The following is a 16,175-nucleotide window of genomic DNA, read 5'->3' on the forward strand; positions in this document are numbered from 1 at the left end:
GAAGTCCCCTACACCATTCGGAGAATCTCTATGGCTGCGTCGAACAGAAACACCATCGGCAAGTTTGGCCTGCTGTCGATGACGTTTGCGGCAGTGTTCAGTTTCAACAACGTGATCAACAACAATATTCAGCTCGGCATCGCCTCGTCGCCGGTGTTCCTGGTGGCGACGATCATTTACTTCATTCCCTTTTGTCTGATCATCGCCGAGTTCGTCTCGCTCAACCGCAACTCCGAGGCCGGCGTTTATGCCTGGGTGAAAAGCGCGCTCGGCGGGCGCTGGGCGTTTATCACCGCCTACACCTATTGGTTCGTAAACCTGTTCTTTTTTACCGCGCTGCTGCCGCGCGTCATTGCCTACGCTTCTTACGCGTTCCTGGGCTATGACTATGTGTTTACCCCGCTGACCACGGCGATCATCAGCATCTTCCTGTTCGCCTTCTCGACCTACATTTCCAACAGCGGCGCAAAACTGCTGGGGCCGATGACCTCGGTGACCTCGTCGCTGATGCTGCTGCTGACGTTTTCCTACATCGTTCTGGCGGGCGCGGCGGTGCTGGGCGGCATCGAGCCGGCCGACCCGATCAACGTGCAGGCGATGACCCCGAACTTCAACTGGGCGTTCCTCGGCATTACCGCCTGGATCTTCCAGGCGGCGGGCGGGGCGGAGTCCGTGGCAGTGTACGTGAACGATGTGAAAGGCGGCAGCCGCGCCTTCGTGAAGGTGATCATCGTTTCCGGGCTGTTCATCGGCGTGCTGTATTCGGTGTCTTCGCTGCTGATTAACGTATTCGTGCACCGCACCGATCTGCACTTTACCGGCGGCACGGTTCAGGTGTTCGAAGGCCTGTCGGCACACTTCGGCCTGCCGACGGTGCTGATGAACCGCTTTGTCGGCATTGTTTCCTTCACCGCCATGTTCGGTTCGCTGTTGATGTGGACGGCGGCGCCGGTGAAGATTTTCTTCACCGAAATCCCGAAGGGCATTTTCGGCGAGAAAACCATTCGCCTGAACCGGCACGGCGTGCCGACGCGCGCGGCCTGGATCCAGTTCTTCATCGTCATCCCGCTGATGCTGATCCCGACGTTGGGTTCCAGCAGCGTGCAGGATTTGATGAACACGCTGATCAACATGACCGCCGCCGCCTCGATGTTGCCGCCGCTGTTCATCATGCTGGCCTACCTGAATCTGCGGCTGAAGTACGACCGGGTGGCGCGCGATTTCAAAATGGGCTCGCGCCTGCAGGGCATCGCCATCGTCAGCGTGCTGATCGCCATCTTCACCGTCGGTTTCTTCGCTTCGACGTTCCCGACCGGCGCCAGCATCATGACCATCGTGTTCTATAACGTCGGCGGGTTGGTGGTGTTCCTGGGATACGCCTGGTGGAAGTACAACCGCTACTCGAAGACCCTGAACGCCGAGGCGCGCTACCACGAAGACATGCCGCTGGCGCGCCTCGCGCTGGAAGCGCAGGAAGGGGCGCCGGCCGGGCAACCCGCGCTGACCACGCCCGCTTGCAATAAGCCGCTGTAATCTCTCCTCTATCGGCTCCGCGCTCAGGCGCGGAGTCTCGCTTGTGTAAAAAATCCACGTCTGCGTTTGCATAATACATAAGTGAATACTAATGTCTTTATATGAACGAAAATGACATCTTCAAGGCGTTGGCCGATCCGACCCGCCGCACCATCTTCGACAAACTCGCCGCCGGCAGCATGAACGCCAGCGCGCTGCGCGAAGGGCTGCCCATCAGCCAGTCGGCGATGTCGCAACATCTGGCGGTGCTGCGCAATGCCGGGCTGGTGCGCGAGGCGAAGCAGGGGCGCTGCGTCAATTATCAGGTCGACCCGGACGGGCTGGCGCAGATCGCCCAGTGGCTGGCGAAGTATCGCGCCTGGTGGCCGGCGCGCATCGACGCGCTGCAAACCTTGCTGAAGGACATGGATCAATGAACAAACGGGCTGAGCCACCGCCGCACGATCGGCTGGTGTTGGAATATTCGCTCGATGCGCCGCCGGAAAAAGTGTGGCGGGCGCTCAGCATTCCCGAGCTGCGCGAGCAGTGGCTGCCGACGGGCGACCTGGCGCAGGCCGAGCCGCTGGCCACCACGCCGGGCGAGGCGGTGAGCTACCGCCTGCGCGACGACCAACCGCCGTTCCGCGAAAGCGTGGTGACGCTGCAGATTGTGCCGGATGCCGGCGGTGGCAGCCTGCTGCGGATTATTCACCAGCTCGACGCCGCCAACGACGGCCCGACGACGGTGATGCGCGCCGCCTGACGCGCTAAACACACTTCCCTTTGTTGCCAACCCAGGAGTTCACCGATGCGTGAGAAGATGATGCTCGTCCCGATGGTGGTGGAACAGACCAGCCGGGGAGAACGCTCCTTTGATATTTATTCGCGCCTGCTGCGCGATCGGATCGTGTTCCTCAACGGTGAAGTCAACGACGACGTGGCTGAAATGCTGTGCGCCCAGCTGCTGTTTCTGGAGGCGGAAAACCCGGAAAAACCGATCCATCTGTACATCAACTCGCCGGGTGGGGCGATCACCAGCGGGTTGGCGATTTACGACACCATGCAGTACCTGCGCGCGCCGGTGCATACCCTGTGCATGGGCACCGCGCGTTCGATGGGCTCGTTCCTGCTGATGACCGGCGAGCCGGGGCACCGCATGGCGCTGCCCAACGCCAGCCTGCACGTGCACCAGCCGCTGGGCGGCTTTCAGGGGCAGGCCTCCGACATCTTGATCCACGCCGAAGAGATGAAGCGCACCAAAGACCGGGTGATCCGGCTGTACGCCCAACATTGCGGCCTGAGTGATGAAGCGGTAGAGCAGGCGTTGGATCGCGATCGCTTCATGACCGCCGACGAAGCGGCGGCCTGGGGGCTGATCGATAAGGTGCTGCGGGAGCGGTAAAACGGCTCAGCGAGGCTCGGCGGCCTGCGGCGTGTGCCAAACCCGTTCAAGCCCGAATTCGACCATCGCGAAATAGAGGCTGAAATAGCGCTCTGCCATGATAAAGAACGAGCTGTTGAGTTCGATCACTACGTTATTGGTGGTGGTCAGCAGGCCCGATTTTTCCGCCGCCTGCAGGATGCGGTTTACGTGCGCGCGTGAGACGGAGCACGACTTGGCGATTTTCGCCGAGGAGAGCAGCAGAAAGGGGGAGTCCTGCCGGATGCTTTCGATATGCAGCATCAGTAGCACCATGTGGCCGGCGTCCTTGCTGATAAACAGTCCGGATTGCGGCACCAGATCGATCAGGTAGATCTCCTTGAGCATCAGCTGCCCGTAGGCGGCGAAAAAGGTGGGCAGAAAGTCGGGCGCCGCCAGCAGCGCCGCGATGGGCATCTGTGGCGCCAGCGCCTGATAGGGCCGCGCCATGGAGGCGATCAGCGCCTGGGTTTCCGCCAGCGCGTGCGGCGTAGGCTTATAGCGCAACTGGCGTTTGTCATGTTCGCAGGGTTTGACCTCCAGCCGGCGGCCGACCCGCAAAAAGAACAGAAAGGAGTCCAGGGAGTTCTCGCTGATCATGTTCTTTCCTTTAAAAAAGGCTTTGATGTCTTTCAGCCCGGCGGCGGGCTGGTGGTAGTAAATGGACAGGATGGTGGAACAAATGATGAACCGGCTGTTCCTGAAGATGATTTTGTAAAACAGCGGATGCTTCTTGTAGGTCTCTTTCAACAACTCCCCGTGTTTGACGATGGCGGCGTGAAATCCCGGTGACTGCCTGATGTTGTTGGCCTGTTTCTCCAGGTGAAACTGTAGCTGGAATCTGCTTAGACTCATTTTTCCCTATTTCCTGTACTTAAAAAATGTGCTGCTTTTTATCGTTATGGGTTTGCTGTGTATGACTTGACGATCTGTTGGCCCTGGTCGTTGATGAGGGTGGCCTGAACGGTGATCTGTGAAGGGAGTGTCGGCGCCGCAACGCCGTCGAGGTGATAATCTCGCATGCTGAACGGCGCGGTCATCATGTCGCTTTCTTGTCGCACCGGGTAATCACGTTTTCCTATGTGTACGCTTATGCGGGCGAAGGAGAGATAAAACGCCGACCGGTTGTGGCAGCGCAGCAGATAGCCGCCCGGCGATTTTTGCAGCGAGAACGAGACGGCCTCGGCCGCGTTTTCGGCGTTTCCCTTTAGCGCTTTGGGGCGGTAGAAGATTTTCATCTGCGTGTTCATCGCCAGCGTCACGCGCGACGCCAGCGGCGGCGTGGTCGGCTGGCTGGGCGGGATCTCATACAGGTTAAGCCAGAACACCGACTCCCTGTCGGTGGGCAGGGCTGCGCCGGCAAACAGGATCCGCAGCCCTTTCAGCGCCGAAGGCGGCAGGGCGAATACGCTGGGCAGGGTGACAAACGGCGCGCGCGACAGTTCGGGGGCGGCATTGACGTCGCCGTTATCGACCCAGGTTTGCGCCACGATCGGATAGCCGTTGGTGTTGAGCAACATCAGGGTTTTTTCCGTGTCACCCTCGCGGAAAATCACCCGGGTGGCGGAGGCGATGATGCCTGCCTGCGCGCCCATGGCCGCCAGCGCCAGCAGCAGGGCGCATCCCATTGTCAGATATTTCTTTCTCATCATTATTGCACCTTAACCCAGACGTAGGCCCTGGCGTCCACTTTGCCGGCGGTGACGGTTTGCCCGGGCAGCCGGGCAAGCGTGGCGGTGAGCTGGGTGGTGTAGTGGGTAAACCCCGCCGCGGTGCTGCCGCCGCCGCTGGCGCCGTTGAGCACCGGGTACCAGCCGGCGTCGTTGCCCTGCGGGCATTGCCCGGCGCTGCAACGCGCCCAGCCGACGAAGTTCATCGGCGCGCCGTTGCCGGCGTTGGCGAGTGCGATGCCCACGCCGGTGGCGACGCTGCTGTCGGTGCCGTAGCCGCTGGAGAGCAGGTAGCTCACGCCGCCGTTGGCGCTGACCAGCCCGAGCTGCTGCGCCGCGACATAGCTTTCATACGGTACCTGCAGGCCGAGGGCGGTATTGTTGCTGCTGACGCCGGACACGGCGGCGTTGTCGCATTCGATATTGATGGTGAACTGCGCCTGAGAGGTTTGCCCGGCGGTCAGCTGGCTGACGGAAATGGTCGGCAGGATCACCAGCGGCGTGACGTTGCGCGCCACGCAGGTGGCGGTATAGGTCAAGGAGGAGATCGGTGCGGTGCCCATGCCCATCGCGTTCCAGCGCCCGGTGCCCCAGGTGGCGTAGTTGGTGGCGGAGTCGCTGCCGATAGGATCCGAGGCGATGCCGGGCCCCTGAAAGGTGACATAGCCGTTCGGCTGCGTGCAGGTATAGTTCGAATTGCCGGTGGTCGAGGCCATGCCCACCAGCGGGTTGCCGGCGCTGTAGCCACAGTAGTTGCTGGCGCCCGCGCCCGGCAGCGAGCTGATGCGGATCAGATCGGCACGGATGGCGCTGAAGTCTTTCACCCGGATCTGAATTTTGCTGCCGACGGTGGCATAGCGGGTAATCGGCGCCGACTGCCAGTAGCGGGTAAAAACCTTGCCGGAATCCAGATGGGTCAGGCGGATGCCGACGTAGGGGAAGTAGGTGGCGTAGTAGTTGGGGTTGCCGTCCTGGGCGCCCAGATCGTAATAGCCGCCGACGCGATCGTCGCCGTTGGTGGCGAAGACTTCATAGATCTGCCCCGCGTCGCCGGCGTCGCATTCATACAGCACCTTGTTGGGATCCGGATAGCGCGTGCCGGAGGTGAAGTCGAACACGCTGGTGCCGAGCGGCGTACCGACGGGCTGCAGGTAAGTGCTGGTCAAATTGACCCGGCCCAGCGCCATGCCCACTCCGCAGGGATCGCAACCGGAATCGATCCAGGGGGCGACCCGGGTGCATTGCGCCAGCGCGGCGGGCGCGCCGAACAGCGACAGGGCGAGCAGCGCCAGGGCGGCGAACGGGTAAAGAATGCGTTTCATCGTCTCTCCTGAAAATAAGTTTAACGGGCTAGCGGCACGAGGCGCTGAGCCGTTGAATCGGGCCGTCTTCCCCGGCGGGCAGGCGGTAATGCAGCGTGCACTGCTGGCCGGGGGCGTCGCCCCAGTTCAGCGTCAGTTCCCCGGCGCGCTTATCGCTGCGCAGATACACCTGATTGGCCTGGCCGACCATGCCTACGCTGTTGCCCGCGTTGTCCAACACGTTGGCGCCCATCGGGATCGGTGCGTTATCGGGCCGCTGCGCGGTGATCAGCAGCGCCTGGCCGCGCACGGTGTTGAAGTGCAGGCGCACCGTGGCTCCTGCATAAGGAGCGACGCGCCGCTGGCCGTCTTCCAGTTCCGCTTTGTCGTTCATGCCCTCGGGATTCAGCGCGACGGTGTTGTAGTGATAGGGCACCAGCGACGGTGCCAGGGCGTAGCCGAAGCGATCGACGCGCGCACCCTGGCCGTCCATCACCCGTGCGCCGCTGGCGCCGGGCGCCTCGATCAGGGCGAAGGTATCGCCGACATACGGCCCTAATGTCACGCCGCCGCGGTGCGCCACCACCGCCCCCTGCAGCGACAGGGAGCCTTGTCGGTACTGGCGCGCGGTGGAGAACGAGCCGGTGACGTTGGCGTAAGGCAGACGGGTTTGCAGGTTGCCGCCCCAGATGCTTTGTTGGCGATCGTCATCGGTGGTGAAGTTCAGGCCGTAGCTGACCGGCTGTTCGTCGCCGACGCTGCCCGATAGCGCAGCCTGATAGTTGCCGCCCTGGCCCTGGCTGTGGTTGGCCAACAGCGAGACGCTGGGGGCGGATGACGAACGGCCGAGCGGGAAGCTCAGCGACAGGGCGGTGACGGTCTGCGCGCTCTGCGCCAGCGGCGCGCTGTAGACGTTATCCAGCGGCCCGTAGCCGCGGTAGTCGCCGTTGCTGTAGCCCAGGCTGCGGGTGCGGGTGACGGAAAGGTTAAGCGCCACGCCGTTGCCGAAGGTTTTTCCCCAGCCCAGCTGGAGCTGATTGTCGCGGCCGCGCTGATCGCGATAGTCCTGAGTCGAGCCGGACATCGTCAGGCTGCCGAACGCCCCCATCCCCTGATTGACGGCGACCTCGAAGCGCGAACGCTGGCGGTAGGAGTCGGACTGCCAGTTTTGGCCGGTGGTGGCGGCGCGCCGTACGCCGAGCACGTCGCTGAGATCGCGAAAGCCTTCGGTGGAGTAGCGGTAGCCGGCGATGGATAAGGTGGTGTCCGTCGGGCTGAAGGTTCGGCTGTAAGAGAGGTGCAGCATCCAGCCGGAGGCGCCGCCGTCCGGCAGGCTGGCGTGGGAATAGGTGGTGTCCATGCCGAAGGCGCCCAGCCAGCTGCTGTACACGCCGCCCAGCATCATCGCCTGATAACCGTCCGCCAGCTGGTTGCCGAGGTTGAAGGTCAGGGCGTTGGTCAGGCCGTGCTGCCAGGTCACTTCGCTGAACAGATCGTTGTCGCCGACGTAGCGGGAACGGCCGACGATCGCGGAGTAGCGCGACTGGCCGGGGCGGATGGATTCCGGCACCGCGGCGAACGGCACGGTGAAGGTACTGACGCTGCCGTCGGCTTCCGTCACCACCACGGTGAGATCGCCGGCGTAGTTGGTGGCGTACAGATCGTTGATGGCGAACGGCCCCGGCGCGACGGTGGTTTCATACAGCGTGCTTTTGCCCTGCAGCACCGTCACGCGCGCGTTGCTTTTCGCCACGCCGCGTACCACCGGCGCATAGCCGCGCTGCGAATCCGGCAGCATGCGGTCGTCCGAACTGAGCTGAATACCGCGAAATCCCAAGCCGGAGAAGAAGTGCCCGTCGGTAAAGCCTTCGCCCAACAGCATTTCGCTGCGCCAGGGCAAGATCGCGCGCTGCACATAGCGGCGGCTGGTATCCAGGTGGCCGCCGAACTCCCGATCGTAGCGGTAGCTGGACTGCTGGCGGTAGCGCCATAGCCCGAGGTTGAACCCGCCGTTCAGGTTGGCGTAGGTCGAGTCGAGATCGCGGGTTTGCCCCTGTCGATAACTGACGTGGTACTGGTTGAGGTTGTAATTGACGAAGGCCATCGATTCGCCGCTGTCCAGGCTGGCGGGATTGATGCTGCCGCGCGGCTGGCCGTTCAACAGCGCCTGCGGAATGCTCAGATCCAGCCGCAGCCGCGAAATATCGGCGTTCACCGCGATGTCCTTGAGATCCCGACCGGGCAGCAGGCATTCTGCTTCGGCGGCCGCCGGCGGATTTTTCAGCCCGAAGCGCGCCAACTGCGGCCGATCGAAACAGGGCAGCACCTGCTGGCCTGCGCGCACGAAGCGAATTTGGTCGCGCTCGAGAAACTGGCCGTTGAGGTACAGATCGATCTGATAGCTGCCGGGAGCAACGGCGTCCTGTTGGTTGAACTGGCTCAGGGCGCTGTTGCTCAGCACGCTGCCGCGCAGCAGCGCGGGATCGAAGGTATAGCCGTCGGCGGCGGCGCAGCCCAGCGGCAGCGCCAGCAGCGCGCAACACCAGCGCGCGGGCAGCGGCGTCGCCTTGCGGACATCGAACATGAAAACCTCCCTGTCTGGTTTCAGCGCGCGACGTTCAGGGTGCGTGAGATTTCCACCCCATAGTCATTGATGACGCGCAGTGCGACCTGCCGCACCTCCCCGTTCACCGGCCAACTGGCCTGCGAAAACGGCGGGATCAGATCCGCCTGCGGGATGGTGATGCGCTTCGCGCCGCTCAGGATCGCGGCCTGGCTGACGTTGGCGTAGTAGCCGGTCGGGTTGTCGACGCGCAGCGCGTTACCGGCCTGGCGCAGGCTGAGCCGATCGATGACCTGGTTGGCGTCGCCGGCCAACCCGGCGGGGCGATAGAACACCTTCAGCCGATTGGTGACCACCAGCAGCAGTTTGTTCTTGTCGCTGTCCGTCTGGCGCACGGCGGGCACCTGCAGGAAGTTGAGGTAGAACAGCGATTCGCGATCGCGCGGCAGCGGCTGGCCGACGAACGACAGCCGCACCATCTGCCCGCTGTGCGGATTCATGCGGAAGATTTGCGGCGAGGCGACAAAGGGCGCATCGGCGTTTTCCGGCGTGGATTTGGGGTTATTGATGTCGAGCCAGATCTGCATCAGCGCCGGGGTGCCGTCGTCGTTGGTGAACTGCAGCGTTTTTTCCCGCGCCTCGGCGGGGTAGATCACGCGGTTGCCGAGCAGCGTCACGCTGGCCGACGCGTGGGTAGCGGCAAAACTCATCAGGCAAAGCGACAGGGCGGCCCATCGGCGGGCGGAGCGGGTTATCTGCGGCATAAACGTGAACCGATAAAGGGAGCGAGTCATTCAGCGCCGCCCGGCGAAGGGCGGCGCTGGCATCAACAGGTATGGCGCCTGACGCCGGCTTATTTGTAGCTAATGGCGAACTGTGCGGTGGCGATCACCGAACCGGCCGCCACGCCGGTGTCTTCCGCGTAGTAGCGGGCCACCAGGTTCTGCGAGGTGGAGGTGGCGTCTTTGGCCAGCGTCATCGCCGACGTGGTGACGGTCGAACCGCTGGCGAACGACAGCGGCGTGGTGGCGTCGCTGTCCAGCAGTTGAATGGACACTTTGGCCGCATCGCCCGCGTTGCCCAGGTTGCCGTTGGTGGTTGGGTTGTTGCCCGCCAGCACGGTTTTGATCGCCGTATCGCTGGTTGCGGCCGCACAGCCGGTCACGTTGACGGTGAAGGTGGTGTCGCCGGCGGTGGCGCCTTTGGTGGCGAGTTTGCTGGCGGCGACGGTCGGCAGCAGAACGACCGGGTTGGATTGGTTGCCGTTAATATTCACCGAGCAGGTTTGCGTGCTGACTTCGCCTTTAAATTGCACCGTATTGGACGAAGCGGCCGCACAGGCGCCGGAGAGAGCCAGCATGGATAATGCGACTAATTTAACATTCATGTGAAATGCCCTTTAATTTACTTTAGAGAAAAGCTTTCCTGACAGTAATAAATTACTGACGTGCGGTTGTGGGTTAATCATGTTGCGCAATTGTTTTTTAAACGCGTCGGCAAACATGGATTTTCATCCTAACAAACTAAGAATTTTCCCTATAGGTGTTTTGAATAAGGCAATAAGACGAGAGGGCCTGCTGTTACATTTTTTTTCATTTGTGCTTATATCATACAAAATAGAAAATAGATCTATATCATTGCGTTGCGATTTTATTGGATCGCCAGTTTTTGTTATTGAAATAATTTGAAACATTCATGCCTTTTTTGCGTATTAATCAACGTGCTGACGGTTGCGTGATTATTTGAAAAACATGTTATCAAGATGTTTTATATCGGTGTGCTTTGCAGGCGAATTACCCCAAAAAAGAGCAGCGACAAGCCGCCTGAGGTGTGGAAGCATGCGTCCATGCTGATAAGGAGAATTAAAGTGAGAGTGATTTATATCGATGGTTCACCGCTGTGCCGGCTGGGCATGAAAACATTATTGGGTGGCGGGGTGATAACCTTATCCTCACCCAATATGAATATCATTAAAAATATAAGCCCGGCGCCTGATTTAATTATTATGGAGTTTCCTCAGGAGATTTACCGGTTCGAGGCGTATTTAAAATTCATTAAATATTCACGCAGTGAATATAAAGACGTCCGGTTACTGTTCTTCATCGATAAGACTTCACCGCTGATCCTGGCGTTTATCGCCGCGGCGCAGCCGGATGCGATTTTGCACAAACGGGAAGCGCTGCAGGTGGTGCGAGAGACCTGCGCAACGCTGGCCCGCCAGGAGACGAGCGAACGGCACGTGGTGAACCGGCAGCGGGGGGCGGCAATCACGCCTGGCGAGGCGGCAGTGCTGTGTGAAACCGCCCGCACCGAAGATATCCGCCTGACCGCTCGGCGGCTTAACCTGCACCCGAAAACCGTTTATTCGCACCTCAATAACGCCGGCAAAAAGTTCGGCATCCGCAATCGGGTCGAACTGCTGAAGATGATTGCGCTGTTGTAGCGCACCGTTAGCGGGTTTTGCCGACGGCCAGCCGCCATCGCGTGATCTCGTCGGCGCCGGGCCCGGCGGCCAGCGCCAGGTTTTGCGGCGGCAGCGATTCGCCGGTCACGGCATCGACCACGCGCAGAGTGGCGGGGTGGCCAGTCGCACGGTCGACCACGCGCAGCGGCGGCCCGGCCAGCTCGGACAGGTTCCACTTGTCGCCAATCTGGATCATCGCCATCACCAGCAGACCGAGATCTTTTCCCTTCTCCGTCGGAAGATACTCGTAGCGATCGGGGCGCGTCTGGTATTGCCGCTTTTCGATAAGGCCGCTGCCTTCCAGCGCCTTGAGCCGATCGGCCAACGTGTTGTTGGTGATGCCGGTCGATTGGCGCAGATCGTCATAGCGCGAGAGCCCCAGCAACAGATCGCGCATGAGAATCGCGCCCCAGCGATCGCCCAATGCCGACAGCACGTGGGCCACCGAACACGTCATACCTTCAAACCCTTTTGCTTTCACGTTGCCTTGCCTCCGTTTGCCGCCCTAATGCGGATAATTTTATCGCCTAGGCTTGATCACTTCAATGATTGGAGTTATTACTCTTATTATTGGAGTTTTGTTTGACACAGGCTGCCGGCCAGAACGATTGTCGATACCCCGCAGCTTTACCGAGGAGATAACGCGATGCCACTGTGGCAGATTTACCACCCTGAACCGGCTTTCAGCGCCGCCGATAAACGCGCGATTGCGCAGAAGGTCACTGCCCTGTACCAGGACTTTTTGCCGCGCTTTTACGTCAACGTGTTCTTCCACGCGCTGCCGCCAGGTTCGGCCTATCTCGGCGGCGAACCGGCCGATGATTTCGTGCGGGTGACCATCGACCATATTGCGCGCGCCATGGACAACGACGCAGAGCAGCAGCAATTCCTGGCGGCCTGCACCCGCATCCTGCAACCCTACCTTGCCGCGCGCGGGTTGCGCTGGGAGCTGCACGTGGACGAAACGCCGTTCTCGCTGTGGACTATCGAAGGCTTGAAGCCCCCGGCGCCGGGAACGACGGCGGGGGAGAAATGGCGCAGCGAGAACCGGCCTTCGGCGTGGGAGGGGGCTGATATTTTGCCTGGCAGTTGATTGGCATGCCAGGGCGGTTATTTTCATATTGCGGCATCATATCAGCCCTTACTCGGGCAACCAGGTGGGCAAATTGATACAGGTGGCGGCAGCCAACATACCCCTAGGACAATCTGGCAGCAGCAAAGGTTGAGGATGCATTGGTGAGGTAAACCATACGCCGACGTCGACATTCAGCGCTTGTTCCAATGTTGTCTTTTGTTGCTTTTGCTCCGCTGAGAGCATTAAGGGGAACCTCAGCCAACTGTTTTCTGCTCCCACCACGGTCAGCGCGTGGGAATATCTCTGTTTTAGCGCCCAGCGTCGCCAGAATTCCGCACCACGGCGTCGCCGCTGTAATAGCTCTGGTAACTGATTAAGTTGCAGCGTCAGGAGTTCCGCGACCGGCTCAGCCATTCGCCAGTGATACTGTGGGCTGAACAAACCGCTGAGTTCGGTCTGCTGCATCTGCGGTATCCGCTGTTCTTGAGGCCACGATGCATCCGCCGTCGCCTTTCCTTGCTGGTTGGCCTGTACGGCATGTCGCAAAGTGCGCAACAACGCTCGTATGAATGGTGGCTCGGCATCAGCTGTCTGCGCATACACCTGCTGCAAACGAGCTTTCAAAGCGGGATCACGGGTGATGACCCACCCACCGTGAATGGTATTGACGATCTTCGAACGCTCGCTGCTGAAAAAAGCAATGTCGCCCAACGTTCCTAGCAACTGACCGCGGTAGCTGGCTCCGGTAGCGTGGGCGCAATCCTCGATAATCCACAGCCCATGGCGGCTTGCCAGCGACAACAGCGACTCCAGATCGCGGCAAACCAAGCCAAAGCTGTACTGGATCATGACTGCGCGTGTGCGGGGAGTAATGGATTTCGCTAATGCTTCCGCATCCATGCCAAAGGTTTCGGTTTCAATATCGACAAACCTGGCTTCCACGCCGTTGTAGGTCAGCGCATTGGTTACGCACTGGCAAGTAAACGCTGGGATCAGGACCTGATCACCGGGTTGAAGCCCAAGGGTACGCACTACCGCATAGAAGGCCGCGCGCCCCCCCATAAAACTCGCCACGCCTTCCTGGCCGCATTGCCAGAGCTCGGCAATTTGTCGATGCAGAACGTGCACCGCTTCATCTGGCGCGTAGATGTCGTGGCCAGCCAACCAGCGCTGTGCACATGCATCTTCCGATTTGCCGAGCGTTGTATTCAATAGCTCTACCCGTGACTTGAAAGGCAGCCTTTCCATACCCCCTCCTGCAGTTTTTATCTTTGTAAGATAATTGTTGTTATTTTGTTCATGCTGTTATATTAAATAATAACAGTAAGTGCAACGACAAATAATCTGCTGGTGTGCTGCTGAGATAAATAATAATAAACGGTACCAAGGGGGAGTGATGGACGTAACAAGTAACTGTTTTGAAAGAAAATGGTTTTATGTCTTCATGTTTATGTATCTGTTGGTAATGATGCCTTTCCCATTCTTCTACAACACCGCTTACCAGCCTGGTTGGCTCGGTGTTCCGGTGTTTATATTTGGTTGGTTAATACATGGTGTAACAGTTATTGCCTTGATTGTTCTTTTTGCCTGGCAATGCCTGCAGCGCCCTGAGTATCAGGACGATATTGAGGAGGACAACGCATGAGCAATCTCACTACGCTGTTACAGCCTGAACCGGTGTCCTTCTATACGACTTTGAGCCTGTTCTTGCTGCTGCTCGGCGGCATTGGCTGGTATGCCGCCCGCGCCACCAAATCGCTCAGTGACTTCTTGGTCATGGGAGGGAAAGCCGGTGCAGTCGTTGGTGGCTTCGCCTACTTTGCCAGCCAATACAGCATGAGTACCTTTATGGGGGTACCGGCCATGACCTACAGTACCGGATTTGCCGGTATGAGTGTGTCTGTGCCCGGGTTGGCGTTCTCCATGCTAATCCCGGCGTTGTTTGTCGGTCGCAAATTAATGCTGATGGGGCGCAGATATAACCTGATGACCATGAGCGACTACCTGTCCGATCGCTATGAGTCTAATGCTATCCGCGGCGTTCATGCGGTTATGATGGTCATTTTCCTTATAGCCATGATGGGCGCTCAGACCGTTGGGGCCGGCGTCATTCTCAACACCTTCACCGGGCTGCCGGAATGGATCGGTGTGGTAGTCATGGGGGCGGTGGTGGTGCTCTATTGCATGATAGGCGGCATGACCGGCGCGATGATGACAGACGTATTGCAAGGCGGGCTGATGGTCGCCACTGCTGTTGTTACATTCATCGTTTCCGTCCACGCCGGCGGCGGAATGGAGGTCATTACCGGAAAGCTGGCGACGGAGATGCCGAGTCATTTGACGCATCCCGGCGCAAAGGGGGACTTCCCTTGGCAGACCTATGTCTCGATGATCGTGATGTGGAGTTTCTTTACTATCGGTCAGCCAACGCTGTTCACCAAGTTCTTTACCATGAACAGCTACCGCACAATGTTTAAAGCCGTCATCCTCGGCACATTGGGCATGCTGTTTTCGGCGACGATGATTGAATGGTCGGGGGTTAACGCTGCTACTTTCATCAGTGGTTTGAGTGGACAGGAAACTGACTTTATCGTTCCCGTGATCCTGCAGCAGAATTTGTCGCCCTGGATCGCCTCGCTACTGATAACCGGGATTGTTTCTGCCGGCATGTCCACTATTTCCGCCTTGTTGGTGGTCGCCACCGGCGGCGTAACGCGTGACATCTACCAGAATATGCTACGTCCACAGGCCTCGTCCCAACAGATTTTGACGTTGTCGCGCCTGATGACAGTTTTGTTGGGCATTGCCGCTATCATCATCGGTATTATGAAACCTGCCGGGATCTTTGCGTTGATACGCTTCGCTTTTGGTGGCCTGGGTATCTGGGTTGCTCCGGTTATCCTCGGTATGTACTGGAAACGCGCTACGGTAGCCGGTGCCATCAGTGCGGTGATTTTGGGCGAACTGGCCTATGTGGCGATGAAACTGTGGCTGCCTGACTGGTCCTTTGGTTTTGACCCGTTGATTATCTGCTGGAGTTTCACCATGGTGGTGATGGTGGTAGTCAGCCTGTTCACTTGCCCAGCCAGCGACGCGACGCTCAAACGTCATTTTGAAGATCTGCAAGCGTTGTGCGTCAGACGTGCCCGGCGGCCTATGGGTCACTCTGAACATTAATAAATTGAAAAGAGGCGTGTCTTATCAATATCGACAAAAACCTGCCGATTTCCCTGCAAACGCAGATCGTCGGCGCCATTGAGTATGGCATCATGGCGGGCACTTTTCGCGATGATATCGCTTTGCCCTCGGTACGCGCGCTCAGCAAACAGCTGGGCGTCGCACAACTGACAGTCAGTAATGCCTATCAAACCTTGAAAGGTATGGGGCTGATTGAAACCATTGCCGGTAAAGGCACTTATGTTGTGCGAAATCGCCAGGAGACGCCTCATCAAGACCAGGTAGCACAGCTTCAACAGCGCTTTAAACAGCTGTTGCAAGATGCAGCCAACATCGGTTTGTCGGAATCGTTCTTTATCGGAGCGCTGAATCAGAACGCGTCTCCGGATATCTCTCCACGGGTATTGAAGATGGCGTTGGTCGGCAACTCCAACCGTATCAACCTCAGCTACATTGAGAGCATTCAGGAGGTTCTGGGCCATCGACAAACGATCGATACCTATACATTTCGGGAGTTTGCTGATTTGGCGCAAGAGCAATTGGACAGTTATCAGTTCTGGTTGACCATCCCGCATTGCATCCCACGGTTGAGGCTCCGGGTCGCGGAATCGACTCCGATATTCGCGCCATATCTCATTCCATCAGAGGAAACTCGTACCCGATTGGCACAGCTTTCCGCGGATACCGGCGTATTGCTGGTGTCACGCTATCAAACTTTTTTGCCCGCCATGCTGGAGGGTGTGAAGAATTTTGCGCCACATCTGGGAAAAATAGATGTTATCGCGCTGGAGGACGAAGGGTTGGCTGCGTCGCTGGCCAGCCATCGCACCCTCATCTACAGCACCGGTTGCCATAGCCATTTGCAGCCCATGCTACCGGCGACAAGCGAAGCCTTTGAGTATCGGCATACGCCGGAGCCACGCTATCTGCGCGAGACGCTACGTCCAGCCTGGCATCACTATTGCCAACACCAGGAACCTTAAGGAGATAATA

The 16,175-nt window shown here is 59.1% G+C and carries 17 protein-coding genes; 9 read left to right on the forward strand and 8 right to left on the reverse strand.

Annotated features, from left to right (window positions below; translation table 11 throughout):
* Positions 1 to 30 precede the first annotated feature (30 nt).
* The 4 genes from WCL58_RS17625 (at position 31) to WCL58_RS17640 (ending at position 2,914) form a co-directional block, all read left to right on the forward strand.
* Complete coding sequence (locus tag WCL58_RS17625) at positions 31 to 1,533, forward strand: amino acid permease (protein WP_049202532.1); 1,503 nt, start codon at positions 31 to 33, stop codon at positions 1,531 to 1,533.
* Positions 1,534 to 1,634: 101 nt separating this feature from the next.
* On the forward strand, positions 1,635 to 1,949 hold the full coding sequence (locus WCL58_RS17630) for an ArsR/SmtB family transcription factor (protein WP_047727753.1): 315 nt from the start codon (positions 1,635 to 1,637) through the stop codon (positions 1,947 to 1,949).
* Positions 1,946 to 2,275 (forward strand): SRPBCC family protein, encoded by a 330-nt coding sequence (locus WCL58_RS17635; protein WP_060419398.1) that lies wholly within the window; start codon positions 1,946 to 1,948, stop codon positions 2,273 to 2,275. The genes WCL58_RS17630 and WCL58_RS17635 overlap by 4 nt, the downstream gene beginning before the upstream one ends.
* Before the next feature lie 45 nt (positions 2,276 to 2,320).
* A complete protein-coding gene (locus WCL58_RS17640; protein ID WP_336851435.1) occupies positions 2,321 to 2,914 on the forward strand; it encodes an ATP-dependent Clp protease proteolytic subunit in 594 nt (197 codons plus the stop codon).
* Between the two features lie 6 nt (positions 2,915 to 2,920).
* Here the strand turns inward: WCL58_RS17640 and WCL58_RS17645 are convergent, their stop codons facing one another.
* From WCL58_RS17645 to WCL58_RS17670, 6 genes are read right to left on the reverse strand one after another with little or no spacing between them, the layout of a single operon-like run.
* Complete coding sequence (locus WCL58_RS17645) at positions 2,921 to 3,787, reverse strand: hypothetical protein (RefSeq protein ID WP_060419394.1); 867 nt, start codon at positions 3,785 to 3,787, stop codon at positions 2,921 to 2,923.
* A 44-nt stretch (positions 3,788 to 3,831) separates the two neighbouring features.
* Positions 3,832 to 4,584: a fimbrial biogenesis chaperone gene (locus tag WCL58_RS17650; protein ID WP_227818413.1), complete on the reverse strand. Its 753-nt coding sequence runs from the start codon at positions 4,582 to 4,584 to the stop codon at positions 3,832 to 3,834.
* Positions 4,584 to 5,924, reverse strand: coding sequence for a fimbrial protein (locus WCL58_RS17655; RefSeq protein ID WP_336851436.1), 1,341 nt, complete (start codon positions 5,922 to 5,924; stop codon positions 4,584 to 4,586). Before WCL58_RS17655 ends, WCL58_RS17650 begins: the two co-directional genes overlap by 1 nt.
* A gap of 28 nt (positions 5,925 to 5,952) precedes the next feature.
* On the reverse strand, positions 5,953 to 8,487 hold the full coding sequence (locus WCL58_RS17660; protein ID WP_336851437.1) for a fimbria/pilus outer membrane usher protein: 2,535 nt from the start codon (positions 8,485 to 8,487) through the stop codon (positions 5,953 to 5,955).
* A 20-nt stretch (positions 8,488 to 8,507) separates the two neighbouring features.
* Positions 8,508 to 9,260 carry a fimbrial biogenesis chaperone gene (locus WCL58_RS17665; RefSeq protein ID WP_249105897.1) on the reverse strand — a complete coding sequence of 251 codons (753 nt, stop codon included), beginning with the start codon at positions 9,258 to 9,260 and terminating at the stop codon, positions 8,508 to 8,510.
* A gap of 59 nt (positions 9,261 to 9,319) precedes the next feature.
* A complete protein-coding gene (locus tag WCL58_RS17670) occupies positions 9,320 to 9,853 on the reverse strand; it encodes a fimbrial protein (protein WP_015377562.1) in 534 nt (177 codons plus the stop codon).
* A gap of 375 nt (positions 9,854 to 10,228) precedes the next feature.
* On the opposite strand from WCL58_RS17670, the gene WCL58_RS17675 reads away from it, so the two are divergent.
* The gene (locus WCL58_RS17675; protein WP_230458156.1) at positions 10,229 to 10,909 is read left to right on the forward strand and encodes a helix-turn-helix domain-containing protein; all 681 of its coding nucleotides are present in this window, start codon (positions 10,229 to 10,231) and stop codon (positions 10,907 to 10,909) included.
* 7 nt (positions 10,910 to 10,916) lie between these two features.
* Here WCL58_RS17675 and WCL58_RS17680 read toward each other — a convergent pair whose 3' ends face one another.
* Positions 10,917 to 11,387, reverse strand: coding sequence for a winged helix-turn-helix transcriptional regulator (locus tag WCL58_RS17680; protein WP_208523541.1), 471 nt, complete (start codon positions 11,385 to 11,387; stop codon positions 10,917 to 10,919).
* Positions 11,388 to 11,576: 189 nt separating this feature from the next.
* Between WCL58_RS17680 and WCL58_RS17685 the strand changes: the two genes are divergently transcribed.
* Positions 11,577 to 12,023: a tautomerase family protein gene (locus tag WCL58_RS17685; protein ID WP_180548445.1), complete on the forward strand. Its 447-nt coding sequence runs from the start codon at positions 11,577 to 11,579 to the stop codon at positions 12,021 to 12,023.
* Positions 12,024 to 12,071: 48 nt separating this feature from the next.
* On the opposite strand, the gene WCL58_RS17690 is transcribed toward WCL58_RS17685, so the two are convergent.
* Positions 12,072 to 13,253 (reverse strand): DegT/DnrJ/EryC1/StrS family aminotransferase, encoded by a 1,182-nt coding sequence (locus WCL58_RS17690; protein ID WP_141958934.1) that lies wholly within the window; start codon positions 13,251 to 13,253, stop codon positions 12,072 to 12,074.
* A 148-nt stretch (positions 13,254 to 13,401) separates the two neighbouring features.
* Between WCL58_RS17690 and WCL58_RS17695 the strand changes: the two genes are divergently transcribed.
* The 3 genes from WCL58_RS17695 (at position 13,402) to WCL58_RS17705 (ending at position 16,165) form a co-directional block, all read left to right on the forward strand.
* The gene (locus tag WCL58_RS17695; RefSeq protein WP_141958936.1) at positions 13,402 to 13,650 is read left to right on the forward strand and encodes a hypothetical protein; all 249 of its coding nucleotides are present in this window, start codon (positions 13,402 to 13,404) and stop codon (positions 13,648 to 13,650) included.
* Positions 13,647 to 15,182, forward strand: a complete 1,536-nt coding sequence (locus WCL58_RS17700) for a sodium:solute symporter family protein (protein WP_141958937.1) — start codon at positions 13,647 to 13,649, stop codon at positions 15,180 to 15,182. Before WCL58_RS17695 ends, WCL58_RS17700 begins: the two co-directional genes overlap by 4 nt.
* Before the next feature lie 65 nt (positions 15,183 to 15,247).
* Positions 15,248 to 16,165: a GntR family transcriptional regulator gene (locus tag WCL58_RS17705; protein ID WP_228011812.1), complete on the forward strand. Its 918-nt coding sequence runs from the start codon at positions 15,248 to 15,250 to the stop codon at positions 16,163 to 16,165.
* Positions 16,166 to 16,175 lie beyond the last annotated feature (10 nt).

The organism is Serratia sp. TMDUHS_CL (assembly GCF_037137105.1).
GTDB classification, from domain to species: domain Bacteria; phylum Pseudomonadota; class Gammaproteobacteria; order Enterobacterales; family Enterobacteriaceae; genus Serratia; species Serratia nevei.